We start from the raw sequence: 25,891 nt of genomic DNA on the forward strand, positions 1-25,891 counted from the left end.
TCCGGCATGTGCGAAGCGAAGTCCCCGGTCCTTCTCCGCGGCGGCGTCAGGCCCGGGCGCCGCCCGGGCCGTCCTCGTCCGGGCTTTCCTCGTCCAGGCTTTCCTCGTCCGGGCTTTCCTCGTCCGGGGGCCCGGTGGCGGTGCTCCGGTCAGGCGTCGAGTGCCCTGCCCTCGCGCCGCACGAGCGGCGGCTCTGTCGACCAGGGGAAGTTGATCCAGTCGTCCGTGCGCTTCCACACGTACTCGCACTTCACGAGGGAGTGCGACTTCTCGTAGATGACGGCGGACCGCACCTCGGCGACGTGGTCGAGGCAGAAGTCGTGCACCAGCTTGAGGGTCTTGCCGGTGTCGGCGACGTCGTCGGCGATCAGGACCTTCTTGTCGGTGAAGTCGATCGCCGCGGGGACGGGCGCCAGTATGACGGGCATCTCGAGCGTGGTGCCCACACCCGTGTAGAACTCCACGTTCACCAGGTGGAGGTTCTTGCAGTCCAGCGCGTACGCCAGACCGCCCGCCACGAACACACCGCCGCGAGCGATGCTCAGGATGAGGTCGGGCTCGTACCCGTCGTCGGCGATCGTGCGTGCGAGTTCACGCACCGCCAGGCCGAACGTCTGATAGGTCAGGATCTCGCGCACATCGGTCACAGCGCCCAGTCTCCTCGGCGGCCGGCCCGGCGACGCATACCGGCACGCCGGGCAGGGCGACGGAAGCGACGCCCGCGCGGGCGCACGGGGTCGGCCGGCACGGCTGCACGTGGGAACGTTCCTGCATCAGGACGTGGATGGCGTTCAGCACCCGGGCCGATTCCCGGGCACAGGTGCACCGTCCCGGCCGTGACCGCAGGGCAGGCGTCATCCGCTGTCCGGCCCCGTGAGAGCATCGGCGGTCGACGGTTGTGGGTGATTCACCGAAGTCTGCGAATGGCGGTAGTTCCTGATGGACGCGACGGAGTCGGCGCAGGCCCTCATCGAGGACGCGGGCAGCGTCCTGGTCGCGCCGTCGGCGGTGCACGGCCACGACGTGGTCGCGCGATTCCTCGGGTCGGTCGTCACACCGGAGGACGTTGCCCGCGGTGCGGCCGACCTCGCCCGGAAGACCGTCTACCTGTGCGGCGACATCGCCGCGGTCAGTGGCCGCCGGCTGCGGGCGGCCGCGCGGGTGTTCGTCGTCCAGGAGCTGTCGCACGGCTACGGCGGGGACGGGGGTGGGGACTGGTATGGGGACGTCGACGCGCCGTGGAGTGTCGTCGGGCTCGGCCGGGTTCCCCTCCGGGTGCACGGCGTCGGCGTGTACTACCCGCGCTTCTTCGCACCCGACGCCGACCACTTCGGACGGATCCGTGCGGAGCACGCGTTCCAGTCCCTGACCGAGTCCACCAAGTCGGGCACGGCCCACCGCAGCGGGATCTACCTGACACCGGTCACGCAGGACGGCGACGACCTGCATTTCCGTCTGCTGCGGTGCTCCACGAATCTCTCGGGACCGACCGAGGGCTTCGGCCCGACCGACACGGATGTCGTCGAGGCGCTGAACCGCGAAGCCGCCGCCGTGTTCCGCGGCCAGGCACCGCTGAACCACGTCCTCGCCCAGATCTACCACAACACCCGTGCCACGGACGGGCGCAGGCAGGCCAAGGCGAGGATCTCGGCCCACGCCGACAAGACCAAGGACATGCCCGTCAACGGCATCATGGCCTTCTGCACCTTCTACGACGGGCTCGACCGGCTCGACGGGCTGCGGCCCCTGGCCCAGGATCCCTTCGACCTCGGGGTGAAGGGTGTCAGCGGGCTGACCAGGCTCCGCTTCCACCTCAAGGACCCGGCAGCCGTGCCCGACGGGCTCGCGCCACCGCCGCAGTTCACGCTGACCCTCCATCCCGGCTCCGTGTTCCTCATGCCGCTGTCCACCAACCGCCTCTACACGCACGAGATCCGGCCCTCGTCGTTGGACGCCGAACTGCTCCCGACCCGGCTGGGGTACGTGGTGCGCTGTTCGAGTGCCGAAGCCGTGCACCGGGACGGCCACACGTTCCTCAAGACCGCCGGGGATCCGGTGAAGCTGGAGCCGCCCACAGCGGCCGGCATGGACGAACTGCGCCGGCTGTACGCCGAGGAGAACAGGACCTCGTCCTTCATCGACTACGGCGACGGATTCCGCTTCAGCATGAACACGGGAGACTATCTTGCCCCCCACCCCTAACATCCCGGACCAGGTCCGCTCCTACGCTCTGCCGGGCGACGAGAACCTCTTCGCGGAGCTCTCCGCGTCGGCCCGCCTGGAGGACACGGGCAAGGGCCGGCGGGGCGCCACGCTCACCCGGATCGACGGGACGGGCGGAGTGCCGCTCGTCCGCACCACCACCCGCTACAGCGGCCCGGCGCAGCGCTTCCAGGCCGTGCACGAGCGGCTGGCGCAGCGGATCCAGGAACGTGCGGGGCTCGCGGTCGGCTTCAACAACGCGCTCGTCGAGAACTACACGAACGCCTACACCACCATGGGCAGCCATTGCGACCAGGCCCTCGACCTGGCCGACGGGACGTTCATCGCCGTCTTCTCCTGCTACCGGCACCCCGAAGCGGACCCGCCGAGGAAACTGATCGTCGAATCGAAAGGTCCCGGTGACGAGACGTTCGAGGTCCCGCTGCTCCACCACGGTGCGGTCGTGTTCTCCGTCGAGTCGAATCGGCGGCTCAGGCACCGGATCGTCCTGGACGCGCCGGCCCGGACCGCGGACAACCAGTGGCTGGGCGTGACCTTCCGGACGTCGAAGACCCTGCTCCGGTTCCGTGACGGACATCCGTACCTGCCGCAGGGTGAGCGCCTGGTGCCGGCCGACGAGGAGCAGCGGCAGGAGTTCTTCCGGCTGCGGCGACGTGAGAACCGTGAGACGGACTTCGTCCAGCCTCTGCTGACGTACACGATCAGCGACGGCGATCTGCTGCCGCCCGTCTGAGGCTGCCGGGCCCGTCCGCCCCCGCGGCGGGGGTGGACGGGCTGCGGGAGGGGTCAGCCGGCGACGGCGGTCGGCGCGGTGAAGGTCTCGCGGGGGCCGAAGTCGGTGTAGGTCAACGTGATGGTGCTGGTGACGGCCGTGCCACCGGTGGTCATCTTCATGGACTGCGTCTGGGCCAGGATGCGGCCGGCCCGGTCGATCCAGACGTCGATCTGCTTGCCGCCCTCGGCGCCCTTGTCGACCATCTTCTGGTACTCCTTGGGGTCGACGGCCTTGATCTGGGCGGCCGTCAGGCGGGCGCCGAGGTGGAAGGCCGGGACTCCGTTCTTCTGCTCCATACCCTTGCGGGCGGCGGGACCGGCCTCGACGAGGGCCTTGACGTAGGCGGTGGTGTCATCGGCCCGGGCCTTGTCGCTGGGGTCCTCGGCGCGCCAGGCGCTGCCTGGCTTGGTCCTGTCACGCATGAAGATCGTCGTGCCGGTGTTGATCGTCTCCATCCAGAGCGTCGGCTCGTCGCTGTCGCTGTCGCCGAGCGTCATCTTCGTCTCGGTCCGGCCCTCACGGGTCGGCGTGTTGTAGTTGACCCGGCCGGTGCCGGTGAGAACCGACCCGACCTGGCCACCCGCCGTCGCGGTGGTCTTCATGGTCTCGGTGGCGGCGTACGGCGTCCGGTCGGCGTTGGCCAGGGCGACCGCGGGATCGAAGGCCCCCGTGGCGTCGACCGGGGCGCCGGTGGCAGTCGCGGACGCGGTCGGCGTCGGCGTCGGCGTAGGTGTCGGCGTGGCGCTCGCGGTGGGCGTGGGCTCCGTCGCGGTCACGGTCGGCGTCGCGCTCGCGGTGGGGCTCGCGGTGGCCGGGGCGCCGGCGGCAGTCGGCGCGGACTGCGCGTCGCCGTCATTGCAGGCGGCCATCGTGGAGAGGGCCAGCAGCGTGGCGGCGGCGGTCAGGGTGGTACGGCGAATCGTCACAAAGGTCTCCGGTCAGGTGGATCAACGAGGAGAACACTTTCACGAAATACACCCATCATTCGACGGCTTTCCGACAGGCCCGCGCTCCGGCCTGACGGTGTCGGGGTGCGCGGGGACGGGGTCAGGGGTGAGCGGTGTGCCAGGCGGTGGTGAAGAGGGCGGGGAGGGGGCGGGCGGGGACGAGGACGGTGTGGGCGGTGCTGGCGCGTTCGGTGGCGAGGGCGAGGTGGGCGAGTTTGGCGGCCTCGACGGGGAGTCGGGGGGCTTTCAGGTCCAGCCAGGGGCCGGGGAGGAAGAGGGTGCGGCCGGCGCGGGGGCGGCGGCCGGTGACCACCCGGCCGGTGGCACACAGCTGCTGCTGGGCGGCCTTCAACACGGCCGGGGTCCAGCCCGTCCACTGCCGGACCTGGCGGTCGGTGGGGTCGGGCAGGGCGAGCAGCATCAGGTACAGCGCGGCGGCGTCCACGGGCAGACCGAGCGCAGCCGCGCAGGCGGCGACGACGTCCGGGGCGCTGCGCCGCGGGTCCTGTTCCCAGCCGGGGGTGCGGGCGGCATCGGCGGCGAGGTGGTGGCCGAGCGCCTCCAGGTCGCCGGACAGCAGGATGCGCAGGTCGGTGAGGGCGGGCAGGCCGGAGCCCGCCGGTCGGGCCTGCGAGGGCTTCAACCGGTCGTAGTAGTCGTCGAGCGCCTCCAGCGCCGGGTCGTCGGCGCCCGTGAGCAGGCCGGGGCGGACCAGGACGTGCCACCGGCCGGCGGCCGGTTCGTCCACCACCTCCACGCCGGGCAGGCCGGCCGGTGGGGGTGCCGGCCTGCCGGTGGCGGTCCGGCGGTCGACGGAGAAGAGCCGCCACGCCGCTCGGGCGTCCTGCGGCTCGGACCCGAGGTCGGAGGTGACGCGCAGTGCGGCCGCTCCGAGCGCGGGGCGCAGCGGGTGGCCGGCGGGTGTGCGGTAGGCGAGCCAGGCCATCGCGTACGGCGAGGCGTACGGCGCGGGCGCGAAGTCGGGACCGCCGGCCGCCGCGAGGGCGGCGGCGAGCAGGGCCTCCGGGCGGCGGCAGCGCCTGCGCAGGCCCGGCGGGACCGGGTCGGCGGCCGGTCCGGGGCCGGTCGGTGCCCATTCGCCGGTGGGGAAACGGATTTCGCGCCGGGCCAGGGCGAGAAGGTCGGCGTCGACCGGCGGCGCGCCGTACCGCTCGTGCCACCAGGCCACCGCGCGCTCCACGTCCGGCCCGTGCGTCCACAGCTGCTCCGGCTCGGCGGGCACCAGCCGGGTGCGGAACTCCCGGACGGCGTCGGCGCCGATCCGTCGGGTGACCACCTTCTCGGCGGCGCTCCCGTGGTCCCGATAGTGGGTGCGGACCGCGAGCAGGGCGCCCGCCTCGGCCGGGGTCAGGGCGAGCCGCTCGGCCAGATACTCGGCCGTCGCGGGGCGGGCGGGCAGCGGGCCGCGCTCGGCGAACTGCTCCAGGTAGGCGCGCAGCAGGTCGGGGTCGATCTGCTGGGTGAGGTCGGCGCCGGCGCGAACCTCGCAGCCGGCGGCGGCCGGCGGGCCGTCCGCGGGGAAGGCGCCGCCGGGGGCGTACTCCAGCAGCACGGCGCGGTTGGAGCTGCTGTGGAGGACGAGCGCGGTCGACAGCGCGGTCCGGAAGAGGTGGCCGGCCGGCGGGGTGGGCCGGTGGTCCGGGCGCGAGAGGGTGACGGTGCGCCAGCGGCCCGGTCCGCGCTCCGCGACGAACGGCAGGTCGGCGTACTCGCGCAGCCGCACGGCGCTCGTGGCGTCGCCGCGGAGCAGCTCGGTCCGCCAGTCGACGATCGGATAGGGGAAGGCGGCGGACGCGCCCGGGACGATCGTGCTGGGGCGGTCGGGGTCACCGTCCCAGAGGGGACTGTGGGTGGCCGCCTCGTGCAGCAGGCGGCCGACGCGCACCCGCGCCGGGACGGCGGGAGCGGGGGCGGGGGCGGGAGCGGAAGAGGCGGTGGGCGCGGGAGGGGCGGTGGGCGCGGGCGCCTCGGCGCCGGGGGACAGCAGCGGCACCAGGTGTGCCAGCCCGTCCCGGCAGTTCGCGGCGATCTGCACCAGGCGGGCGAACTCGCGGCCGACCCGCTCCTCCTCGATCTCCAGGAGCCGGCCGATCCGCCGTCGCACCAAGCCGGCGGCGGCGTCGCGGAAGACGGAACGCGCCTCGACCGCGCCGAGCAGCAACTCGGCGCCCGCCCGGTCCAGCGCGGGCTCCGGGGCCTGTGCCCGCACGGCGTCGAGCAGCAGGGCGGGGACGTCGACGGCGGCCAGCCGCCGGGCCCGGCCCGGGTCGGCGAGCAGTCCGGCGGCGGCGCCGATGTGCTGGAAGCGGGCGAGCATCAGCGCCACGCCGTCCAGGTCGAGCACCGGCAGCTCGGCGAGTTCCTCGTCGCACCACTGCGCCAGCACGGCGCGCCCCGGTTCGGTGTCCACCAGGGTGGGGACCTTCGCCCACCCCTTCGGGTCGTGCGGCTGGTACCAGAGGTTGTCCGCGTCACCACCGTTGGTCAGCTCGAACTCGGCGCGCAGCAGGGCCCGCAGCTCGCGGGCGAACCTGGGATCGGCGCTCAGCGAGGACAGTCCGGGGCGCGGTGCCGTGTCGACGCGGTGCAGGTGCGGGTCGGCGAGCCGCGGCGGCGGGTCGGCCACCGGCGCGCCCGCGGCCAGCAGCAAATCCAGGACACCCAGTCGCAGGACCGGGCTCCCCGACACCCGCCGGTCCCAGCGGCTCGGGTAGGGCAGGTCGACGGGCACGCCGTCGGCGGCGATCCTCGGCGCCAGCAGCGCGGCGAGCCGGTGCACGACCGGCCGGGCGTCCGGGCGGGGCGGCCGGTCGGCGAGGACGACCAGGGCGCGCAGCCAGTCGGCGGCGGTGCCGGGTGCGGCGCCGCCCGCGTCGGCGGCGGCGGTGAGGTGTGCCAGCGCGCCGGTCCGCTCCAGGTAGTCGAGGGTCAGGTCCGCCTCCGGCATCCCGGGCTGCGGCCCCGCCGCGACCACCTCCCGGGCGAGGTGCGGGCGTTCGGCCGGCAGCAGCTCCCAGGCGGGGTCGGCGAGCAGCGCGGACCAGAACTCGTGGGCGGCCGCGTGCCGCAGATTCCGGGCCGGAAGCAGTCGGCCGGCCAGTCGGGCGAGCTCGCGGGCCGGGTCGAGTCCGGCGGCACGGGCGGTGCGGACGAGGTCGGTGGCGAGTCCGGGCCGCGGGCCCTCGCGGAGCGTGCGGTCGCCGAGCAGGGTGAGCGTGCGGCGGGCCGCCTCGCGGTCGGCGCCGCGCGCGGTGACCTGCCGCACGCGCTCGCGCAGGGCGGTGTCGGTGAGCGCGCCGGCCGCGTCCACCGCGGCGTAGCGGGCGTCCAGCCACTCCTGGTCGACCTGCTCCCCGGCGGTGCGTTCCGCCGTCCTGGCGCGGGCGAACCACGCCGCCGCGTCGGTCCGCTCCCCGCCGTGGCGCAGGCACAGGTCCGCGACGCCGTCCAGGAAGCAGCGCGAGAGCGCCGGGTCGGCGGCGGCGATCGCCTTCAGTACCGCGTCGACGTCGCGCTTCACCCACACCCGCCACGCCGAGGTGGCCTCCTCCAGGCGCTCGACGTATTGCAGCACCTCCTGCTCGCGGGTGGGATGCCCGGCGAGCGCGGACTCGGGGAACGGCATCGCGCCGTCGGCCGGCAGCCCGGTCGTCGCCAGGGAACCGACCGGTTCCCAGCCCTGGTGCGCCATCAGCCGGTCGCGGTGGCGCACCGCGTCGGCGGTGGTGAGCAGTACGCGCTCGGCCTCGGGCAGGGCAAGGTGCCGGTAGCGGCGGGCGAGCAACCCGCCTTCGTCCTCCGGCTCGCCGGCGGCGGGCAGCGGAGCGGCCTGCGCCAGCGCCTCCGCCCAGGCGGCGTCCACCGAGAGGAGTTCCACCACCCGGGCCGGCACCGGGACACCCTCGCGCACCAGCCGTTCGGCCTCCTGCCCGCACTCCCGGCGGTGTGCCTCGACACCGGCCGCGAGCGCGAACAGCCGTGGCAGAGCGGGATGCCCCGCCAGTGCCGGCGGCACCTTCTTCAGGACCCGCCCGCGCTCGTTGCGGAAGACGACCTTCGCGTCCTCCAGCCGCGCGACGTAGCCCTGCGCACCGATCTCCCCGACCATGACCCGCCACTCCCCCGTGCTGTTCAGCGGCCGGGCAACGATCGCCCGGCGGCTTCCGCAGCCTAACGATCGCCTCTGACAGAGCTGCGGGGGCGCCTTGCTTCCCTGGCCACGGGGGCGTGCGACGGCAGGCGGAGGCATGGAGAGAAACCGGGAAGGTCCGCCCGCCCGGGCTCAGCCGCGCGCGGCCACCGGGCGCCAGAACGCGCGCAGGCCGTCGGCCGCGGTCTCGCCCTGCTCCCGGCCGAGCCGGTGGATCTCCTCCCACGACTCGCGGTCGCCGGGGTCGGCGTCCAGGAGGCGCACGGCGGCCGGCTCGGGCGCGAGGACGCGGGCGCCCCCGGGGACGGCGCCGGGGTGACGGTGCGCCAGCGGCTCGACCACCACCGTCACGCGGGCGCCGGCCGCCAGGTCGGCGTTCGTACCGGCCCGCAGGGCGCCGTCCAGGTAGTGCCGGCCGTCGACGGCGACGGGTGGCTCGAAGCCGGGGAACGCGCTGGAGGCGGCGACCGCGCGGACCAGCGGAACGCCCGAGGCGGCCTCCCACACGACGGGCTCACCGCTCTCGGCGTCGACGGCCGGGATCAGCAAGCGGCGTGAGGGCCAGGTGTCGGCGCCGATCAGCGCGGCGCGCTGGGCGACCACCCGGTCCTCCGCCGCCGCGTCGACCGTCCCCAGGGCGATGCGGCCGACCCGGCGCCGCGTCCCGGCCGGGTCCGCGCCGGACTCGCCGAGGGCCGCGAACACCGCGCCCGTCACCGCCGGGTCGGGGCGGCGCGGCGCGGCCGACGACCCGTCGGCGGGACGCCGGCCGGGGAGCACACCCAGCCGGGCCGGGTCGCCCCCGGCCGCGAGGACTGCCCCGACGATCGCACCGGCGGAGGTGCCGACGATCAGATCGGCCTCACCCAGGTCCACCCCGGCGGCGCGCAGACCGGCGGCCAGTCCGGCCGTCCACGCGACACCCAGACGGCCGCCGGGGCCCAGGACCAACGCGCGGTCGAGGTCGTGAAATTGCTCGGTTCCCATGACGGCTCCCCCGTTGCCGAAACACCTTCCGCCGCATCCTCGCACGGCCCCACCGGCCCACCGGCACCGGGCAGGGAGGGCGCCGGCTCCGGTCCGACCCGCCACTCCGCGGGCATGCCGGACCGGCGGCGTGGCATCGAGGGCACCGGGGATCATCGGGCATTCCGCACTCGGGCGGATCAGGACGAACGGCAGGCCGGCCCGGCGGAGAAATTACGCCCGGCGGTCCAGGCGTCGGGCGAGCCCCAGGACCGTGCCGAACAGGCCGCCGATCCACAGGAGCACAGTGAAGATCGGCCCGCCGTAGTTCGGCAGGCACGCGATGCCCACACCGAGGCCGGTCAGGGCTCCTGCGGTCAACCCGAACAACGCGGCGGTGACGGCGAGCAGGTCGCGTGCGGCATGTACAGCGAGCCTGGAAACCGCGAAGCCGGCTGCCACGAAGCCCCCCGTAACGAGGAAGAACATATGCCCCAGCATACGATCGGCCCGGCATCCGTCCACAGCCGCCGGGACCACCGCGACCACCGTGCGCGTCGCCGGTGCTCAAGGTCGACAAAGCGATGAATGTATGATCATCCGATGCACCACGACCTCATCGACGGCGTCCCCGTCATCTGGACCGAGACGCCCGGCCCGCTCGAAGCCACCCTGATGTTCGGCTGCGGGGTCCAGGACGAGACCTTCCGCACCCTCGGGGTGACGCACCTGGTCGAGCACCTGGCGATGAGCACGCTCCCCCGGCTGCACTTCGACCACAATGCCTCCGTCAGCCTCTCGATCACCGACTTCACCTGCACCGGCCGCCCGGAACAGGTCGTCGACTTCCTCGCCCGCGTCTGCACCGCCCTCACCGAACTGCCCCTGGAGCGGATCGAGAAGGAGGCCGGAGTGCTCGCCGCCGAGGGCAGCGGCGCGGCCGACCCGGTCACCGGCGAACTGCTGTCGATCCGGTACGGCACCCAGGGCCTCGGACTGGCCTCCTTCAGCGGACCCGGCGCGGACCGGATCCCGCTCGAGGCTGTCCGGGAGACCGTCGCCCGCCACTTCCACGCCGGCAACGCCGTCCTCGCCCTGACCGGCCCTCCGCCGCAGGGCCTGCGCCTCCCGCTGCCCTCCGGCTCCCGCACCGCCCGCGCGCCGCACCCGGCCCCGCGCCACACCGGCCCGTCCTGGCACCGGGCCGACGTCCCCGGTCCCGGCCTGCTGCTCTCCTGCGACCTCAACGACCAGGCGATGCTGCTCGCCACCCACGTCCTCTGCCAGCGCCTGACCGACACCGTCCGCCACGAGCACGGCCTGAGCTACGACGTCGGCGGCACCGCCGTCTACGTCGGCCCCGGCCGCGGCGAGCGCAGCGTCCAACTGGACGTCCGCGAGGGCCAGGAGAAGCGCGTCACCGAACTGCTCTGGAAGGAGGCACTGCGCCTCGCCGAGGAGGAGCCCACCGAGACCGAACTGGCCGAGGAGCGGGAGGCCGCCCGGGAGTTCCTGACCGACCCCCGCACCCTCGACCTGGAGCTGGGCGAGCGCGCGGCGGACCTGCTGCTCGACGAGACCCATCTGGACGCCGAGACCAAGCTCGCGCAGCAGGCCGCGGTGACCCCGGCGCAGGTGCGGGAGGCTTTCGCGGCGGCGATGGAGACGGCGCTGCTGCTCGTGCCCTGCCAGGTGGAGCAGCTGACCCTCGGCCGGCCCGACCGGTCGGCGTTGCCCGCCGCCGACTGCTCCGAGCGCACCGCACTGCCCGCCGGGCCGCAGTACCGGCCGCCGCTGCTCGCCCGGGCACGGTTCGGCGCGGCCCGCAAGGTCCGCCTCGTGGTGAACGCCGACGGCACGTGGTGGCAGGACGAGGAGGGCCAGGTCCACGGCTTCCCGTACACCGAGGTGGTGGGTGTCGAGGTCCACGACGGCGGCCGCGTCCTCCACGGCCGCGGAAACTGCTTCGTCCCCGTCACCCCTGACCTCTTCACCGGCCTCGGCCCCGCCCTCGCCGCCATCGACGCCGCCGTCCCGGAACCCCTGCGGTACCCGCTCTCGGCCCTGCGCGCCACCGGTTGACCCGAGTCGGCCGAGGAGGGCCGAGTCCGCACCAGCCGGCCGCTTCCGCCTTCGGTTCTGCCGACGGCGCGGGCCCGCCGCGTGTCGCGCGGCGGATCGCGCGGCGGGTGTCCGTCGGCGGGGTCAGAATGAGGCATGCGAGCAAGCCCCGGCCCGGCCGGTCCGTCGTCGTCGGTGGCACCCGGTGGGGGCGCCGTGCGCGGGGAGCACTGGTGGCCGGTGGCGGTGGCGGTGGTGAGTGCCGCGCTGCTCCATGTGGCGCTGCCCGTGTCGTACCGGGTGGACCCGGTGTGGGTGGTTCCGGTGGTCCTGTTCGCCCTGCTGGTGGCGCTGGTCGTCGGCGATCCGGGGCGGATCGACCGTCAGAGGACCTGGCTGCGGGTGGTCACCGAGACCGTGATCGCCTTCATCACCGCCTCGAACCTGTATGCCGGAATCCACCTGGTGTCGGACATCCTGACCAACAACAAGCTGTTCGCCGACAACGCCACCGGCCTGCTGGCGACCGGTGGCGTGACCTGGGTGACGAACGTGATCGCCTTCGCGCTCTGGTACTGGGACCTGGACCGCGGTGGCGCCGCGGCCCGCGCCCACCGGCCCGCCACGGGACCGGCGTTCGTCTTTCCCGAGATGCAGCACACGGCGTACGCACCGGCCGGCTGGGTGCCGCGGTTCGCCGACTACCTGTCGCTGTCCTTCTGGACCGCGACCGCGTTCAGCCCGACCGACGTCTCCGCGGTCAAGCGGTGGGCCAAGCTGCTGATGATGGTCGAGGCCGCGACCTCCCTGATCGTGGCGACGCTGGTGATCGCCCGCGCGATCAACATCCTGCAGTGAGGCGGGACCGCGCGGGGGCGGGCGGGGGCGGGCGGGGCCGCCCGGGCCATGTCCTATCCGCCGGAGGCGGGTCGGCCGCCGCAGGTCCGGTCCTCGGCGGGCAGCCGGCCGGTGGTCAGGTAGCGGTCGACGTCGGCGCTCGCGCAGGGGGGTCCGGCCACCACCACGCCGTGGCCCTCGCCCTCGGCCACCGTGACCATCCGCGCGCCGCGCAGTGCCCGCCGCATGCCCTGCGCCATGGCGACTGTCGCCTGCGGGTCCCACTGGTTCTGCACGATCAGCGCGTTGACGTCGCTGTTCACCGCGGTGGGCGGCTCGGCGGCCGTCCGCTTCCAGAACGCGCACGGCTGGATGTTGGCGCCCAGGTCGCCGGCCAGCGGATACCGGGCCCGGTCGCGGACCGCGTCCACCGCGCGACAGAGTCGGGCCCGGCGGTCAGGGCCCGGCCTTCGGGGTCACCGTCGTCGGGACCGGCCCCGACCCGGGTGGGTCGGGGCCGGGTCGGGGCCGAACAGCGGGGTCGGCAGGCTCAGCAGCAGCCGGCGGGCGGGCAGGCGGGGGCGGCCTTGACGCAGACGGTGACGGAGTCGGTGTTGTCGGCGAGGTGGAGGTCGGTCTCGGCGGCGTGCGCGGTCGCGGTGTTGGTGACGGCGCCCGGGGCGGTGGCCTTGGCCCGGAGGGTGAGGGTGGCGGAGGCGCCGGCGGCCAGCGTCCCGACGCTCCACTCGCCGCTGCCGGGGTCGTAGGTGCCGCTTCCCGTCTCGGCCGAGAGGAACGCCAGGCCGGCCGGGAGGGTGCCGGTGACGGTGACGCCGGTGGCCGTGTCGGGCCCGGCGTTGCGGACGGTGACGCGGTAGGTGACGGTCTGGCCGACGGTGACGGTGGTCTCGTCGGCGGACTTGGTGACGCTCAGGTCGGCCGCCGGGAGGACCTCGGTGTCGGCCGGGTCGGAGGTGGCGGTGAGGGGTTCGGGGGTGGGGCCCAGCCGGTTCTCGTAGGTGGCGGTGGCGGTGTTGGTGATGTGTCCGCCTGCGCTGTCCTCGTCGATGGTGACCCGGTACTCCACGGTGGTGCCGTTCGGCAGGGTGTCGGTGTTGGGCAGGCTGCCGCCGTGGCCCGCGGCGGCGCCGTTGCCCAGGTTGAACGTCACCCGGTTGCCCACCGGGTCGAAGGAGGCCTGGTCGTCACCCGGCCGGTCGGTCTTGGCGCCGGTGTTGGGGCCGCTGACGATGTGCAGGGTCCCGGGCAGGTAGGTGGTGCCGTCCGGGACGGTGTCGGTCAGGACGAGGGCTTCGGCGTTGCCACCGCCCTCGTTCCTGACGACGATCCGGTAGGTGATGACGTCGCCCACCTGGAGGGGCCCGTCGGGGATCGCGGACTTGGTGAGGGTGACGGCGGGGGCGGTGCCGAAGAAGATGCCGTCGAGGAAGTTCCCGACCGACTGGTTGCCGCCAGCGGAGGCGACCGAGCGGAAGGCGAAGCGGGTGACGGTCTGCCCGGCCGGGACGGTGTAGGTGCCGGAGTAGAAGCCCCAGGCGGTGGTGCCGTCGGTGAACTGGCGCTGCTGGACGGCCGCGCCGGGCCGGCCGATGTCCAGGGCCATGGTGTCCTGGCCGAGCCGCCCGCGGTGGTAGAGCCGCCAGTACAGCGTGGCGCCGGGGGTGGTGGGCAGGTCCTGGTAGAGGGTGGAGACCTGGTTGGCGTTGAGCTCGGCGAACTGGGCGCCGTCGGCGGAAGGGACGCCGTTGAAGCCGTCGTGCCAGAGCTCGATCAGGTGGTCGGTGGCGGTGGTCAGCCAGCCCTGGACGTGGTTCGGGCTCTGGGTCTGGGAGGCGTCGGGCAGCAGCGCGTTGCTGCCCGCGGCGACGGCGGGCTGCTCGAAACTGCCGTTCACCAGGGTGATGCGGGACGGGGCGGGAGTGCTCACGGTCTTCCCCTTCGTTCCGGTGCCGGGATCCGGCGGCATCCGCTTTCAGGGTGCGGCAGTGGTTCTTGTACGTACGAGAGCGCGGGACGCGGCTCCCGGAGCACGCGTGGGCGCGCGCCGCCCCGGAGCGCGCCCCGCCTCCCCGCGACCGCCGCACGGTTCACCGTTCCGGCGTTTCCTGCCCGCAGAGGCACCGACGACCCGCACCGGGGGCACCGGCCCCGGAATTCGTTGACGCTCCGTCACGGACTGGCCGAGGCTGGCCGCGGGCCGGACCGGCCCACACCTCCCGTGCAGCACCAGCACTCCTCAGGAGCAGTGATGAACAGGATCAGGACCGCCGTCGTGGCCCTCGCCGCCGTGGCCACCCTCGGACTGGCCTCGTCCCCGGCCCTCGCCCAGAGCCAGGGCGACGACCGGGGCCAGGCCCAGCCGGCGCCCCGGCCCAAGACCTGCAACGCGAGCGGCGGCACCTTCTTCTGCGGCGGCGACTACGGTGACGGCAAGACCTACGTCACCCTCTCCGACGGCACCAAGCAGCTGTTCGTGATCGGCACCGACTTCAACGTGTGGACGACCTGGTTCCCGCCGAAGGGTGCCCAGGCCGCGTGGATGTCCATGGGCGGCGACCACGACTTCGCCAACAAGGTCAAGATCGTGAACCGGAAGGGCAACGCCTTCAGCATCGGCTCGCGCTCCTTCACCCTCGGCGCGGACTTCTTCCGCGACCGGGACGCCGGCGGCAACTGGAGCGGCTGGTGGACCAAGGCCATCCCCGCCGGCTGACCTCCGCCCCCGATTCCGTCCCCGGCCCGGCCCGGCACTCCACGTGCCGGGCCGGCGCCGCGTCCGGGCACCCCGTCACCGCTCTGCTGCCACCGGGCGGCAGCGGTCAGCCGACCGGCCCCGTCAACACGTGTGGCGCCACCGCCGGTTCGAGCAGAGACAACGTCCGCCGCCGCGCGTCGAGGCCGGCGCGGATGCCGACCGGCAACGGCAGGTTCGGGCCGGCATGCCCGAACTCGACGTTGCCCAGCACCGGGATGTCACGGTCACCGAGGGCGTCGAGGACGATCTCGGGCAGGGTGGGGGACACGCCGGGCTCGAGTCCGCCGATCTCGCGTGGAACGCCCACGACCATGCCGGAGATCCGGTCGAGGATGCCGCAGTGCCGCATCACCTGCAGATAGCTCCACACGTGCGATGCCAGGCCGCCCGTCTCCTCCCAGAACAGCACCGCGCCGTCGAACCGTTCGAGCGGCAGCGCGAAAGGCGTCGCCTGCGCCAGCACGATGCGATTGATCACCCCGCCTATCAGCGGGCCTTCGACGCGGCCGGAACGCCAGCACTCCCACGACGGGCTCGCCGGCAGCGCACCGATCGCCCCGGTGCCGGTCAGCAACATGGAGTAGAGCTTCTCGAGTTCGGCCTGACGCGCCATCGGCGCGGACTGCCAGTGGCCGCCGAAGCCGGGGACGGCCATGTCGGCGTGGAACCCGACCAGACCCGTGCGTGCGTGGAGTGCCAGGTGCAGCAGCGAGATGTCGCTGTAGCCGAGGATCGGCTTGGGGTCGGCCCTGATCGCCTCGACGTCGATCAGGTCGAGGTAGCCGAGCGCCGTCTGGCCGCCGTCGCTCGCGACGATCGCGCGCACTTCCGGATCACGCAGCAGACCGTTGAACTCCCCGGCGATCTCCGCCGGCGTGGCCGCGCTCCACCAATGGCGGCGTCCCGCTTCGAGCAGCGGAGCCCGACGTACCCGGAAGCCCATCCGCTCGAACACGGCCATTGTCCGCTCGACGTTGGGCTCGTGGGCGGCGGACAGCGGACCGGACAGCGAGGCGATGACCACGAGATCTCCGGGCCTCAGCGCGCGCGGCCTGAGCAGTCGAGGCGGTACGGAACCAGTCATGGCGTCAGTGTCGCCGGTGCCCTTGGTGACGTCACGCGAGTTTCACCGGCCGTCCGGACGGCGCACGGCGGTCGCGGACCTGGTGCTTCCGTTCAGGCCTGGCGGGACGGGGAGTTGGTGACCACCTGGCGCAGCAGCTCGGCGTTGCCGCGGGTGCGCTTCACCCGGTCCAGGAGCAGTTCGGTGGCCTGCTGGGTGTCGAGGCCGCCCAGGGCCCGGCGCAGCGCCCAGGTCGCGGGGGTGCGGGCGGGGCCGAGGAGGAGTTCCTCGCGGCGGGTGCCGGAGGCCTTGACGTCGACGGCCGGGAAGACGCGCCGGTCGGCGAGGCGGCGGTCGAGGCGGAGCTCCATGTTGCCGGTGCTCTTGAACTCCTCGAAGATCAGGTCGTCCATCCGGGAGCCGGTGTCGACGAGGGCGGTGGCCAGGATGGTCAGCGATCCGCCGTTCTCGATGCTGCGCGCCGCGCCGAAGAGCCGCTTCGGGTGCTGGAGGACGCTCGCGTCGAGGCCGCCGCTGAGGGTCCGTCCGTTCGCGGGGGCGGTGGCGTTGTGGGCGCGGGCGAGGCGGGTGAGGGAGTCGAGCAGGACGACCACGTCGTGGCCGAGTTCGACCAGGCGCTTGGCCCGCTCGACGGCGAGTTCGGCCAGCGCGATGTGCTCGCGGGCGGGCCGGTCGAACGTGGAGGCGATGACCTCGCCCTTCACCGAGCGGCGCATGTCGGTGACCTCCTCCGGGCGCTCGTCGACCAGGACGACCATCAGGTGCGCCTCGGGGTGGTTGCGGGCGATCGCCTCGGCGATCGACTGCAGGACGAGCGTCTTTCCCGCCTTCGGCGGCGCCACGATCAGGCCGCGCTGGCCCTTCCCGATCGGCGCCACCAGGTCGATGACACGGCCCGTCAGCTGCCTCGGGTCGCTCTCGGTCTCCAGGCGCAGCTGCCGGTGCGGGTACAGCGGCGTCAGTTCGTGGAACGCCGGGCGGGGCCGGGACTCCTCGGCGGGGTTGCCGTTGACCGTGTCGACGTCGGCCATCGACGGGCGGGCGCCACCCGCTCGGGGGCGGGTCGCGCCGGTCAGGACGTCGCCGGTCCGCAGGCCGAGCGCGCGCACCTGGCCGGCGGGCAGGTTCACGTCGGTGGGCCCGGGGAGGTAGCCGGAGGTGCGCAGCACGGCGTTGCCCTCGCGGATGTCCAGCACTCCGGCGACGGGGAGAAGATCGCTCGCGGCGGTGGTGTCCGGCTGCGCCGGTCCGTCGGAGCGGGCGCGCGCTCGCTGGGCGGGGCGGCCGCCACCGCCCTCGGTACCGGCGGGGCGGGGCACTTCGGCCGGCGCCGGCGGGCGGATGGTGGAGCGCGTGGAGGTGATCGCCTCGACGAGCTCGCCCTTGCGCAGGCGGGCGGTGCCCTGGATGCCCAGGGCGGAGGCGAGTTGGTGCAGGTCGGCCTTCAGCAGGCCGTTCAGCTGCGTGGTGGTGGTGGTGGGTTCGGTGGTGGTCGTCACGAGCAGGTACTCCTGTGGTGTGGGTGTGGGTGTGGGTATGGGTGTGGCGGCACGGCGGCGGTGAACGGCCGGGCGGGATCGCGGTTCGGCCGGCAGCCGGTCGAGATGCGCGGGACGGCCGGCGAAGCGGCCCCGGCACGACCATGGAGGGGTCCGTACGGGGGGGCGTCGGCTGTCGCTGTCGCGGGTTCGCCCGACGGTGCCGGGGCGAGCGCTCTCAACTGCTGCGGATGTGCCGGGAACGGAGCGCTGGGGCTGCTTCGGTCCGCCGGTGTCAGGGCCGGCCACGACGAGGGGCTCGGCTGTGCGGTGGCGCCTGGTTCCCGCACCCCGAGGGGTGGGCTTCCAGCGTCGCCTGTAGGCAGGGTAACACCATGGGGCGCTGCGGCGCCTCGGAAATCGCGAGGCGGCCCGGCGGCCGGGCTGCCGCTTGCTGGGCCGACCGGGGCAGGATCGACCGGCTGCGGCTGGAACGCGAGTCCCTGCTCCACGAGCTCCGTGCCGCCACCGGTCTCGGCGGCCGGCCGCGCCGCTTCAGCTCCACGAACGAACGCGCCAGGGTCGCCGTGCGCAAGGCCGTCGTGTCGGCTCTCGACCGCATAGCCGCACAGGACAGCTCGCTCGCCGGACTGCTGCGTGACACGGTCCACACCGGCGCCTCCTGCCGCTACGACCCGGACCCCGCCCGACCGGTGACCTGGCTGCTCGGCCCGCCGGGCGCGAAGGGCGGCGGGCGGTGAACGTCGGACGGCTGTGAACGGCTGTGAACGTCGGACGGCGGTGGACGGCGCGGGCCGCCGGTACTGCCCGGTCCGGCCGGAGGGCGGGGGTGGACAGAACGGGCACTACACTTGCCCCTCGTGGTGGACACCCAGTACGAAGACCTGTTGAGGCACACGCTCACCGCCGGCACGGCCAAGGCCGACCGGACGGGCACCGGTACCCGGAGCGTGTTCGGCCACCAGTTGCGCTACGACCTCTCGCAGGGGTTCCCGCTGGTCACCACCAAGAAGGTGCACCTGAAGTCCGTGGTGTACGAGCTGCTGTGGTTCCTGCGGGGCGAGTCCAACGTGAAGTGGCTCCGTGAGCACGGTGTCACCATCTGGGACGAGTGGGCCGACCCCCACGGCGACCTGGGCCCCGTCTACGGCGTCCAGTGGCGCAGCTGGCCGACCCCCGACGGCCGGCACGTCGACCAGATCAGCCAGGTCCTCGACACGCTGCGCAACGATCCCGACTCGCGCCGGATGATCGTCTCGGCCTGGAACGTCGGCGAGCTGGACGCCATGGCGCTCGCCCCGTGCCACGCCCTGTTCCAGTTCTACGTGGCCGACGGCCGGCTCTCCTGCCAGCTCTACCAGCGCAGTGCCGACCTGTTCCTCGGGGTCCCGTTCAACATCGCCAGTTACGCCCTGCTCACCCACATGGTCGCGCAGCAGGTGGGCCTGGAGCCCGGGGACTTCATCTGGACCGGCGGTGACTGCCACATCTACGACAACCACCTGGAGCAGGTGACCGAGCAGCTCTCGCGGACGCCGTTCGACTTCCCGGAGCTGCGGCTGCGGCAGGCCGAGTCGCTCTTCGACTACGCGTACGGCGACGTGGAGATGGTCGACTACAAGCACCACCCCGCCATCAAGGCACCGGTCGCGGTATGAGGATCGGACTGATCTGGGCCCAGACGCCGGACGGCGTGATCGGCGCGGACAACACGATGCCGTGGCACCTGCCCGAGGACCTCGCCCACTTCAAGGCGACCACCCTCGGGCGCCCCGTGGTGATGGGCCGCCGCACCTGGGAGTCGCTTCCGCCGCGCTTCCGCCCGCTGCCCGGGCGTCGCAACATCGTGGTGACCCGCGACCCGCAGTGGTCCACGGACGGCGCGGACCGCGCCGGGTCCCTCGAGGAGGCGCTGGACCTGGCGGCCGCGGAACCCGGCCTGGGCACCGGTGCCGAGACCTGGGTGATCGGCGGCGGGCAGCTGTACCGCCAGGTCATCGACCGGGCCGTGACCCTGTCGGTCACGGAGGTCGACCTGTCGGTGCGGGGCGACACCTACGCCCCCGCCGTCGGCCCCGCCTGGACCGTCACCGAGGACGGCGGACCGCGGACCTCGGCGTCCGGCGTGCGTTACCGGATCCGCACGTACGCACGCCGCGGCGACACGGGCTGACCTTCCCCGCCCCCGTTCCGTGGACCCGCGGCCGGCCGCGCGGTCAGATCACCGGGCGCCCCCTACGGGGCCGGCCGACCTGGCGGCCCGCTCGATCTTCGCGCGGTAGGCCGCACGGGCTTCCTCGTCGATCTGATTCTCGTGTTCGGGGCGCATCCCGGTCCGGCCGTCGAGGCCCTCGCGCAGGATGTCGGCGTGCCCGGCATGCCGGTTGGACTCGCCGAGGACATGGACCATGACGGCGAACAGGTTCGTGTTCGGAGCAGGCTCCGGCCACCACGGCACATGGCCGGGGGCGTCGAGGGGAAGCTCGTCGATCGTCGCGTCCGAGTGTTCCCACGTGCGCCGGTAGAACCCGGTGATCTGGTCGCGCGACTCGTCCTCGGTCGCCCACTGGTCGCCGCCGTCGGAGTCCTGCCACCGGGACAGCCCTTCCGGGGAAGGGCGGCCGAAGACCTCGCCGAAGTACCTGGCCTCGACGGTGGCCATGTGTTTGACCAGGCCGAGGAGGTTGGTCCCGGTCGCTGTCAGCGGTCGGCGGGCGTCGTACTCGGACAAGCCGTCGAGTTTCCACAGCAGCGCCTTGCGGTCCCGCCGCAGTCTTCCGTGCAGGTTGTCCTTCGCGAATTCGTCGATCATGCGGCATGAGCCTGCCATGGAGTGCTCGTGCTCTCAAAATCCCGTACACGGTCCGCGACGACTGGCAGGGCCGGCGCCTGGCCATGGCCTGGGTTTTCGCCCCGGGGGGCGGGGAAGAACGTGGCGGGACCCCGCTCGTGCGCCTGGTGGACGTGGCTGCTCGGACGGCACTCCGCTCCGGACCACGTGCGCCACCCGGCAGGGAAGGGGAGCAGTGATGACGGGACGTGCCGAGGGCCCGGGGCCCCGGGCCTGGACCCCCGCCACCTTGGACGAGCAGGACTGGCTCGTTCCGTGGTCGCCGAGCCCGCCCGGCGGACCGCACGCCACGGCCGATGTCGTCGCCCGCGTCGCCCACGGCCTGCGCCACGGGCCCGGGTTGGCCCTGGTGCGCGGCCTGGAACTGGACGGCCTCGGTGATCCGGAGTGCGCCGAGCTGTGCCGCGGTTTCGCCGCGCGGCTGGGCACGGTGCTGCCGCTCCCGGAGGGCCCGTCGGCGGACGACCTGCTCACCGCCGAGACCGCACCGGCGGTCGAGCTCTCCGCCACCGACCGTGCCACGGAGCGGGAAGGGGATGCCAGGACGCTCGACCCGCACACCGACCGGTCGCACCGCCGCGAGTCGCCCTGGCTGCTCGGCCTGCTGTGCATCCGCCCCGCCCGGGCCGGCGGTGAGTCCCTGCTCGTCAGCGCCCGCGCCGTCCACGACCGTCTCGCGGAGCGGGATCCGTCCGCACTGCACCACCTGTACCAGGACTTCCACTTCGGGCGCGGCACGGACTTCGACCGGGTCTCCCCCGTGTTCCAGCAGCGGCGCCACGGGCTGCACGTCCAGTACAACCGCTACTGGATCGAGCGGGGCAGGCAGGAGGCCGGCCGCCCCTTCCCACCGGGTCGGCAGGCGGCGCTGGACACTCTCCACGGGGTGCTCACCGACCCCGCGATGGTCCTGCGCGTCGGATTGCGCCGGGGCGATCTCCTGCTCCTGGACAACACGGCCGTCCTGCACGGGCGGACCGGGTTCAGCGATCCCGCCGGTCCGGGAGAGCGGCGCTGTCTGGCCCGGGTCTGGGCGGACCGGCCCGCCGACCGGTGAGGAGCGGGGGCGGCCGGGCGCCCGCCGCGACGCCGGGCGGCCCTCGCCGCCCGGCCACGCGGCAGGGCCGACGCCCGACCGCGCGCTTCCCTCCGGGCGTCGGCCCTGCTCACCCCAGGCGCGCGTCGAACTCCAGCGCCCCGACGAGTTCGCCGACCCGCTGCTCCGGCAGGCCCCGGGAGACGAACCAGGCGCCGACATTGCGCACGTCCCGCTTCAGGAACGAACGCCCGCGCGGATTGGCGACGACGTCCACGATCTGCGGCACATCGATGATGACCAGCCGCCCCTCGTGGACCAGGATGTTGTACGCCGACAGGTCTCCGTGCGCGTACCCGTCACCGGCCAGCAGCGACAGGCTCCGGCCGAGCTGCTCCCAGAGGTCCTCGACGTCCACCTCCTCCGCCCGCAGCTGCGCGAGCCTGGGCGCGGCGGCGCCGCTCTCGTCGCCGACGAACTCCATCAGGATCTCCGTGCCCGTGATCTGCACCGGGTAGGGAACGGCCACCCCGGCCGACCACAGCCGGCACAGCGCGGTGAACTCGGCACCGGCCCACTGGGCGGCGATGGCCTCCTTGCCGAACGCGGTCCGCTTCGCCATCGCCCGGGCGATCCGGGACTCCTTGTGCCGGCGCCCCTCCAGGTACCCGGAGTCCCGGTGGAACATCCGGTGCTGGGAGTCGCGGTAGCGCTTGGCCGCCATCAGCGTGCGGCGGTCCGTGCCCGGCACCCCGCGCTCCAGGAGGAACACGTCCGCCTCCTTGCCGGTCTTGACCAGGCCGAGTTCGGTGTCCACAGCCGCGAGCTCGGTCACCACCCAGGCAGGGCGCGGCTCGGGCCCCTTCTCGGTGGGGGTGGACTGGTCCCACGTCGACCAGCGGTCGCCCCCGGCCGGGCCGTCGGGGTTGTCGTCGTAGCCGTCGTCGTAACTGTCGTCGTGGTTCTCGTGGTCGCCGTCGTGGCTCTCGTGGTCGCCGTCGAAGTCGGCGTACTCGTCACCGTCGACGGCGTAGGCCCCGTGGTCGTCGAACCCGAACACGACCTCGGGCTCGTGATCGTCGAACCGCTCGGACCGGCGGCCACGGCGGGGTGCGCCCTTGGCGCGAATACGGGAGAAGGAATCGGTTTCGGAAAAGCGCTCACGCACTGTGGTGGCTCCTGGGGAACAGCCCACCGATGCGCCAGTTGCGAGGCGTCGTCAGCCGGTGGGCGAAAGACGAGAGGAAGAGGCGTATGGCGCGCACACCAAGGCGCGCCGCGACACGGCGGCGACCATCGAAACGCACCTCCTCTGCTTCTCCACGTCAGTCCCCACGCCACGGCAGCCCCGTGGCGAGAACGAGTCAGAGCTTAGCGACTTCCAAGATCGACGCAACCGAATTTCCCGCCCACCCTCGCACTGCCCGACATGCCACACCTGGTCGACATGCCACGCCCGGCCCAAGGTCACCGACTATTGCGGGGCGGCACGCGACAATGCGGGTCGGCGTACGAGCCCGGAGGGTCGAACCATGGTCGGTGCCGCGCAGTTCCACGCCTGGGACGTCCGGGAGTCCGGTCCGCCCGATGCCCCGCACCGGGTACTGCTCCTGCCCGGTGGGATGTGCGGCACGACCTTCTTCGCCGACATGACAGCGGCCCCCGCACTCGCCGACGCACCGATCCGCCTGATCGCGGCGACCGTCCCCGGCCACGCCGGCACGATCGCGCCCGTGGACGCGTCGATCGAGAACTATGCGGCGATCACCGGCACCTTCGCGGCCGAACACGGCTGCACGGCCGTGGTCGGCCACAGCATCGGCGCCAACATCGCCCTGGAGATGGTGGCCGGCGGGCACTTCTCCGGTCCGGTGGTGCTGCTCTCCCCCACGTTCTCGCGACCGGACGAGTCCAAGGCACTCGCGGTCGCCTCGGCGCTCGGGCGGGTCCCGGGGCTCGGCGCCCTGGTCTGGCCGGTCATGCTGTGGCTGACGCCGAAGATCCTGGCCGAGGGCTTCCCGGAACGGCGCCGGGCGGAACTCGTCGCCGACCTGCGCAAGAACTCCCCGTCGTTCTGCAACCGCGCCATCGCCGAGTACTTCGGCTACCTCGACCGGCACGGCCAACTGGTGCCCCGGCTGTGCGGGTCCGGCGCCCCCGCCTGGGTGGTGCGCGGCGACCGGGACGAAGTGGGGCTCACCGACGCCGAGCGCGCCGCCCTCCAAGCCTGCCCCTCCGCCACCCTCGTGGAGATCCCCGACAGCGGGCACATGGTGATGCTGGAGCAGCCCGAGGCGGTGGCCCGCCTGATCGCCGAGGTCGTCCTCGACGGCGGCTGAGGCCGTTATTTCGGTGCGGACCGAAACCTCGACACCATAGGTTCTCCCGCATGAGCATCTCAGCGGCGGGCGTGACCCCGAGGGACGGCAAGGCACTGGCGGCGGCCTCGACGACGGTGGTGCTGTGGGCATCCGCGTTCGTGGCGATCCGGAGCGCGAACGAGCACTTCGGGCCCGGATCCCTGGCGCTCGGCCGCCTGCTGGTGGGGACGGTCGCCCTGCTCGGGCTGCTGGCCCACCGCCGGGAGGGCCTGCCCCCGCGAGCGGCCTGGCCGGGCATCGCCGTCTCGGGCGTGCTCTGGTTCGGCCTCTACATGGTCGCCCTGAACTGGGGCGAGAAGGAGGTCGAAGCAGGCACGGCGGCGATGCTGATCGGCATCGGACCGGTCCTGATCGCCCTGCTGGGCGGCTGGCTGCTGCGCGAGGGCCTCCCGTCCAAGCTGCTCGCCGGGATGGCCGTCTCCCTGACCGGCGTGATCGTCGTGGGCCTCTCCATGTCGGGCGGCGACGGCAGTTCGGTGACCGGCATCGGCCTGTGCCTGCTCGCGGCCGTGGCCTACGCGGCGGGCGTGGTGAGTCAGAAGCCCGCCCTGCGACACGCCACGGCACTCCAGGTGACCACGTTCGGCTGCCTGATCGGCGCGATAGCCTGCCTGCCCTTCGCCCCCCAACTGGTGTCCGACCTGGCCGCCGCACCCGCCTCCGCGACCCTCAACGTGCTCTACCTCGGCCTGTTCCCGACCGCCCTGGCCTTCACCACCTGGGCCTACGCCCTCTCCCGCACCACCGCCGCCCGCATGGGCGCCACCACCTACTCCGTCCCGGCCCTGGTCGTCGCCATGGCCTGGCTCCTCCTCGGCGAAACCCCCGCCCTCCTCACCCTCGCCGGCGGCGCCCTCTGCCTGACGGGCGTCGCCGTCACCCGCCGCAGCTGACCGACCCCCGAGTCAGAACGGCACCCCGGTTTCGAGGTCGATCTCATTCCCCGCCACGTCGAACGCGCTCATGCGCCCCACGAGACCCGGTGCGACCGACACATAGTCCGCTCGGTACTCCACAGCACCGGGATCGGTCGTCGGCCCCTCGAACACGATGGTCAGGTTCTCTCCCTGCTGGATCTCGTAGACCGCCCCCATCGGCTCGAAGACCACGGCCAGCCATTCGGAGTCCGCCGTCAGGACCACCCGCTCCTCCACCCACGAAGCTTCCCGGGCCCGCCGCTTGTCACGGCGCCGACGGCGAATCCAAGAGATCATGCCGCGATGATGCGCCACTGCGCCGCTCCTGTCGAATTCCGCCCCCGCCCTGCCCGCCAACACCCTCAGGCCTCAACCGAATCGTCCCCACTTCTCACCCTGCGGGCCCCGGCCGCCATAGAGCTACTGAGGATCCGTTCCCACAACGGCATCTCATGGGACAGCGACCGAACGGCCTTCCAGTCTTCTCCGTTGACAGTAAATTCCAGCACCCGCTCCCGGAAGATCCATTTCCCAGCGGTCCGAACGTCGGCCTCACCCGTTGCAATCACGAGCACTGCAGAAATCGCCAAACTCGTCCGGCATCTCCTCGAAGAGCGCCCTACACAGAAGAAACTGCAACTGGACCAGTCCCCACAGGCCTTAGGTCGACATCCAGGAAACTCCAAAATGCACGGCGGCCATGACATCAGCATCCGTTTCAGATCATCGTTTACACATCCAACTTACTCGGCCAATGGGACCGCCGAAGGCATTTAACGAAAGCCTCGCTCGGAGTAGGTCGCAAACAGCAGTGAAGGCGATGTACCAGCAGGCCGGGACCGCTTTAGCGACCCGGCCTGCCAGCTTCGAGCATTACCTTCCCAGAAATCCGCCAATCAGCACGGCGGGCCACGCACCCCCCGAGTGCAATCCTCCCCTTCTACGGACGGAGGAGCTGCTCCCACAGGGGCACCTCATCGGCAAATGACCGAAAAGCCTTCCAATCTTCTCCGTCGATAATAAAATTCAGCACCCGCTCCCGGAAGATCCATTTCCCAGTAGTCCGAATACTCGCCTTTCCTGTTGCAATCAACACCACTGCGGAGATCGCCGATTCGACCGGCATCTCCTCAAACGAGAATCTTCCACAGAAGAAGCTGTAATTTGACCAGTCCCCCGCAGGTCGGAGGTCGATATCCAGAATACCCCCTAGATGCACGGTGACCATTGGGTCATCCTGGTCAACATCAATCGAGACCGGCAAAAAATCGGACATTACGTCTGCCGCTGACGCGGCTACCGAGATCCTCTCAGCCACACAATCAATGTCCACTTCGACTCCTCGTTGATACATTCGAATCTGTCAG

General features: G+C 72.8%; 24 protein-coding genes. 11 read left to right on the top strand and 13 right to left on the bottom strand.

The features are described 5' to 3' along the window. Positions 1–149 precede the first annotated feature (149 nt). Complete coding sequence (locus tag SM793_RS16705; RefSeq protein ID WP_320438969.1) at positions 150–647, bottom strand: phosphoribosyltransferase; 498 nt, start codon at positions 645–647, stop codon at positions 150–152. A 292-nt stretch (positions 648–939) separates the two neighbouring features. Between SM793_RS16705 and SM793_RS16710 the strand changes: the two genes are divergently transcribed. Continuing rightward, complete coding sequence (locus tag SM793_RS16710; protein ID WP_320438970.1) at positions 940–2,202, top strand: hypothetical protein; 1,263 nt, start codon at positions 940–942, stop codon at positions 2,200–2,202. Then, positions 2,186–2,956, top strand: a complete 771-nt coding sequence (locus SM793_RS16715) for a hypothetical protein (RefSeq protein WP_320438971.1) — start codon at positions 2,186–2,188, stop codon at positions 2,954–2,956. The genes SM793_RS16710 and SM793_RS16715 overlap by 17 nt, the downstream gene beginning before the upstream one ends. A 53-nt stretch (positions 2,957–3,009) precedes the next feature. Here the strand turns inward: SM793_RS16715 and SM793_RS16720 are convergent, their stop codons facing one another. The 4 genes from SM793_RS16720 to SM793_RS16735 all read right to left on the bottom strand — a co-directional run bounded on the left by SM793_RS16720 (position 3,010) and on the right by SM793_RS16735 (position 9,571). After that, positions 3,010–3,924 (bottom strand): hypothetical protein, encoded by a 915-nt coding sequence (locus SM793_RS16720; protein WP_320438972.1) that lies wholly within the window; start codon positions 3,922–3,924, stop codon positions 3,010–3,012. A 121-nt stretch (positions 3,925–4,045) separates the two neighbouring features. Continuing rightward, complete coding sequence (locus SM793_RS16725) at positions 4,046–8,074, bottom strand: hypothetical protein (RefSeq protein ID WP_320438973.1); 4,029 nt, start codon at positions 8,072–8,074, stop codon at positions 4,046–4,048. Positions 8,075–8,248: 174 nt separating this feature from the next. Further along, on the bottom strand, positions 8,249–9,103 hold the full coding sequence (locus SM793_RS16730) for a patatin-like phospholipase family protein (RefSeq protein WP_320438974.1): 855 nt from the start codon (positions 9,101–9,103) through the stop codon (positions 8,249–8,251). 213 nt (positions 9,104–9,316) lie between these two features. Continuing rightward, positions 9,317–9,571 (bottom strand): hypothetical protein, encoded by a 255-nt coding sequence (locus SM793_RS16735; protein ID WP_320438975.1) that lies wholly within the window; start codon positions 9,569–9,571, stop codon positions 9,317–9,319. Between the two features lie 114 nt (positions 9,572–9,685). Here SM793_RS16735 and SM793_RS16740 point away from each other — a divergent pair, with 114 nt between their 5' ends. Next, positions 9,686–11,164 (top strand): insulinase family protein, encoded by a 1,479-nt coding sequence (locus SM793_RS16740; RefSeq protein WP_320438976.1) that lies wholly within the window; start codon positions 9,686–9,688, stop codon positions 11,162–11,164. 135 nt (positions 11,165–11,299) lie between these two features. Further along, the gene (locus SM793_RS16745) at positions 11,300–12,001 is read left to right on the top strand and encodes a hypothetical protein (RefSeq protein ID WP_320438977.1); all 702 of its coding nucleotides are present in this window, start codon (positions 11,300–11,302) and stop codon (positions 11,999–12,001) included. Positions 12,002–12,054: 53 nt separating this feature from the next. Here the strand turns inward: SM793_RS16745 and SM793_RS16750 are convergent, their stop codons facing one another. Beyond that, positions 12,055–12,411, bottom strand: a complete 357-nt coding sequence (locus SM793_RS16750) for an alpha/beta hydrolase (protein WP_320438978.1) — start codon at positions 12,409–12,411, stop codon at positions 12,055–12,057. A 119-nt stretch (positions 12,412–12,530) separates the two neighbouring features. Next, positions 12,531–13,928, bottom strand: coding sequence for an isopeptide-forming domain-containing fimbrial protein (locus SM793_RS16755; protein ID WP_320438979.1), 1,398 nt, complete (start codon positions 13,926–13,928; stop codon positions 12,531–12,533). Between the two features lie 321 nt (positions 13,929–14,249). Between SM793_RS16755 and SM793_RS16760 the strand changes: the two genes are divergently transcribed. Continuing rightward, positions 14,250–14,714, top strand: coding sequence for a hypothetical protein (locus SM793_RS16760; RefSeq protein ID WP_320438980.1), 465 nt, complete (start codon positions 14,250–14,252; stop codon positions 14,712–14,714). 106 nt (positions 14,715–14,820) lie between these two features. On the opposite strand, the gene SM793_RS16765 is transcribed toward SM793_RS16760, so the two are convergent. Together SM793_RS16765 and rho are read right to left on the bottom strand one after the other, a co-directional pair. Continuing rightward, entirely contained in the window at positions 14,821–15,840 is a 1,020-nt protein-coding gene (locus SM793_RS16765) for an LD-carboxypeptidase (protein WP_320438981.1), read from the bottom strand. Between the two features lie 92 nt (positions 15,841–15,932). Next, the gene (rho, locus tag SM793_RS16770; RefSeq protein ID WP_320438982.1) at positions 15,933–17,627 is read right to left on the bottom strand and encodes a transcription termination factor Rho; all 1,695 of its coding nucleotides are present in this window, start codon (positions 17,625–17,627) and stop codon (positions 15,933–15,935) included. 86 nt (positions 17,628–17,713) lie between these two features. On the opposite strand from rho, the gene SM793_RS16775 reads away from it, so the two are divergent. From SM793_RS16775 to SM793_RS16785, 3 genes are all read left to right on the top strand, one after another. Then, positions 17,714–18,079 (top strand): hypothetical protein, encoded by a 366-nt coding sequence (locus tag SM793_RS16775; RefSeq protein WP_320438983.1) that lies wholly within the window; start codon positions 17,714–17,716, stop codon positions 18,077–18,079. Between the two features lie 120 nt (positions 18,080–18,199). Beyond that, a complete protein-coding gene (locus SM793_RS16780; protein ID WP_320438984.1) occupies positions 18,200–18,997 on the top strand; it encodes a thymidylate synthase in 798 nt (265 codons plus the stop codon). Beyond that, positions 18,994–19,512 carry a dihydrofolate reductase gene (locus SM793_RS16785; protein WP_320438985.1) on the top strand — a complete coding sequence of 173 codons (519 nt, stop codon included), beginning with the start codon at positions 18,994–18,996 and terminating at the stop codon, positions 19,510–19,512. The genes SM793_RS16780 and SM793_RS16785 overlap by 4 nt, the downstream gene beginning before the upstream one ends. A 48-nt stretch (positions 19,513–19,560) precedes the next feature. Here SM793_RS16785 and SM793_RS16790 read toward each other — a convergent pair whose 3' ends face one another. After that, positions 19,561–20,151, bottom strand: coding sequence for a DinB family protein (locus tag SM793_RS16790; RefSeq protein WP_320438986.1), 591 nt, complete (start codon positions 20,149–20,151; stop codon positions 19,561–19,563). Between the two features lie 217 nt (positions 20,152–20,368). Between SM793_RS16790 and SM793_RS16795 the strand changes: the two genes are divergently transcribed. Beyond that, positions 20,369–21,247, top strand: coding sequence for a TauD/TfdA family dioxygenase (locus SM793_RS16795; protein WP_320438987.1), 879 nt, complete (start codon positions 20,369–20,371; stop codon positions 21,245–21,247). Between the two features lie 109 nt (positions 21,248–21,356). Here SM793_RS16795 and SM793_RS16800 read toward each other — a convergent pair whose 3' ends face one another. Then, positions 21,357–22,394 (bottom strand): serine protein kinase RIO, encoded by a 1,038-nt coding sequence (locus SM793_RS16800; RefSeq protein ID WP_320438988.1) that lies wholly within the window; start codon positions 22,392–22,394, stop codon positions 21,357–21,359. A gap of 364 nt (positions 22,395–22,758) precedes the next feature. Here SM793_RS16800 and SM793_RS16805 point away from each other — a divergent pair, with 364 nt between their 5' ends. Both SM793_RS16805 and SM793_RS16810 read left to right on the top strand, forming a co-directional pair. Then, positions 22,759–23,565 carry an alpha/beta hydrolase gene (locus tag SM793_RS16805; protein WP_320438989.1) on the top strand — a complete coding sequence of 269 codons (807 nt, stop codon included), beginning with the start codon at positions 22,759–22,761 and terminating at the stop codon, positions 23,563–23,565. Between the two features lie 50 nt (positions 23,566–23,615). Then, the gene (locus SM793_RS16810; protein ID WP_320438990.1) at positions 23,616–24,500 is read left to right on the top strand and encodes a DMT family transporter; all 885 of its coding nucleotides are present in this window, start codon (positions 23,616–23,618) and stop codon (positions 24,498–24,500) included. Between the two features lie 12 nt (positions 24,501–24,512). Here SM793_RS16810 and SM793_RS16815 read toward each other — a convergent pair whose 3' ends face one another. Both SM793_RS16815 and SM793_RS16820 read right to left on the bottom strand, forming a co-directional pair. Then, entirely contained in the window at positions 24,513–24,821 is a 309-nt protein-coding gene (locus SM793_RS16815; protein WP_320438991.1) for a hypothetical protein, read from the bottom strand. Between the two features lie 643 nt (positions 24,822–25,464). Then, positions 25,465–25,842 carry a hypothetical protein gene (locus SM793_RS16820; protein ID WP_320438992.1) on the bottom strand — a complete coding sequence of 126 codons (378 nt, stop codon included), beginning with the start codon at positions 25,840–25,842 and terminating at the stop codon, positions 25,465–25,467. Positions 25,843–25,891 lie beyond the last annotated feature (49 nt).

The organism is Kitasatospora purpeofusca (assembly GCF_034043715.1).
Classification (GTDB): domain Bacteria; phylum Actinomycetota; class Actinomycetes; order Streptomycetales; family Streptomycetaceae; genus Kitasatospora; species Kitasatospora purpeofusca_A.

Bases quoted from the DNA above. Each gene is read 5' to 3' on its own strand.
- SM793_RS16815 (WP_320438991.1), bottom strand. From the start codon at position 24,821: ATGATCTCTTGGATTCGCCGTCGGCGCCGTGACAAGCGGCGGGCCCGG.
- SM793_RS16730 (WP_320438974.1), bottom strand. From the start codon at position 9,103: ATGGGAACCGAGCAATTTCACGACCTCGACCGCGCGTTGGTCCTGGGC.
- SM793_RS16745 (WP_320438977.1), top strand. From the start codon at position 11,300: ATGCGAGCAAGCCCCGGCCCGGCCGGTCCGTCGTCGTCGGTGGCACCC.
- SM793_RS16790 (WP_320438986.1), bottom strand. From the start codon at position 20,151: ATGATCGACGAATTCGCGAAGGACAACCTGCACGGAAGACTGCGGCGG.
- SM793_RS16765 (WP_320438981.1), bottom strand. From the start codon at position 15,840: ATGACTGGTTCCGTACCGCCTCGACTGCTCAGGCCGCGCGCGCTGAGG.
- SM793_RS16710 (WP_320438970.1), top strand. From the start codon at position 940: ATGGACGCGACGGAGTCGGCGCAGGCCCTCATCGAGGACGCGGGCAGC.
- SM793_RS16725 (WP_320438973.1), bottom strand. From the start codon at position 8,074: ATGGTCGGGGAGATCGGTGCGCAGGGCTACGTCGCGCGGCTGGAGGAC.
- SM793_RS16805 (WP_320438989.1), top strand. From the start codon at position 22,759: ATGGTCGGTGCCGCGCAGTTCCACGCCTGGGACGTCCGGGAGTCCGGT.
- SM793_RS16810 (WP_320438990.1), top strand. From the start codon at position 23,616: ATGAGCATCTCAGCGGCGGGCGTGACCCCGAGGGACGGCAAGGCACTG.
- SM793_RS16775 (WP_320438983.1), top strand. From the start codon at position 17,714: ATGGGGCGCTGCGGCGCCTCGGAAATCGCGAGGCGGCCCGGCGGCCGG.
- SM793_RS16735 (WP_320438975.1), bottom strand. From the start codon at position 9,571: ATGTTCTTCCTCGTTACGGGGGGCTTCGTGGCAGCCGGCTTCGCGGTT.
- SM793_RS16795 (WP_320438987.1), top strand. From the start codon at position 20,369: ATGACGGGACGTGCCGAGGGCCCGGGGCCCCGGGCCTGGACCCCCGCC.
- SM793_RS16760 (WP_320438980.1), top strand. From the start codon at position 14,250: ATGAACAGGATCAGGACCGCCGTCGTGGCCCTCGCCGCCGTGGCCACC.
- SM793_RS16740 (WP_320438976.1), top strand. From the start codon at position 9,686: ATGCACCACGACCTCATCGACGGCGTCCCCGTCATCTGGACCGAGACG.
- SM793_RS16785 (WP_320438985.1), top strand. From the start codon at position 18,994: ATGAGGATCGGACTGATCTGGGCCCAGACGCCGGACGGCGTGATCGGC.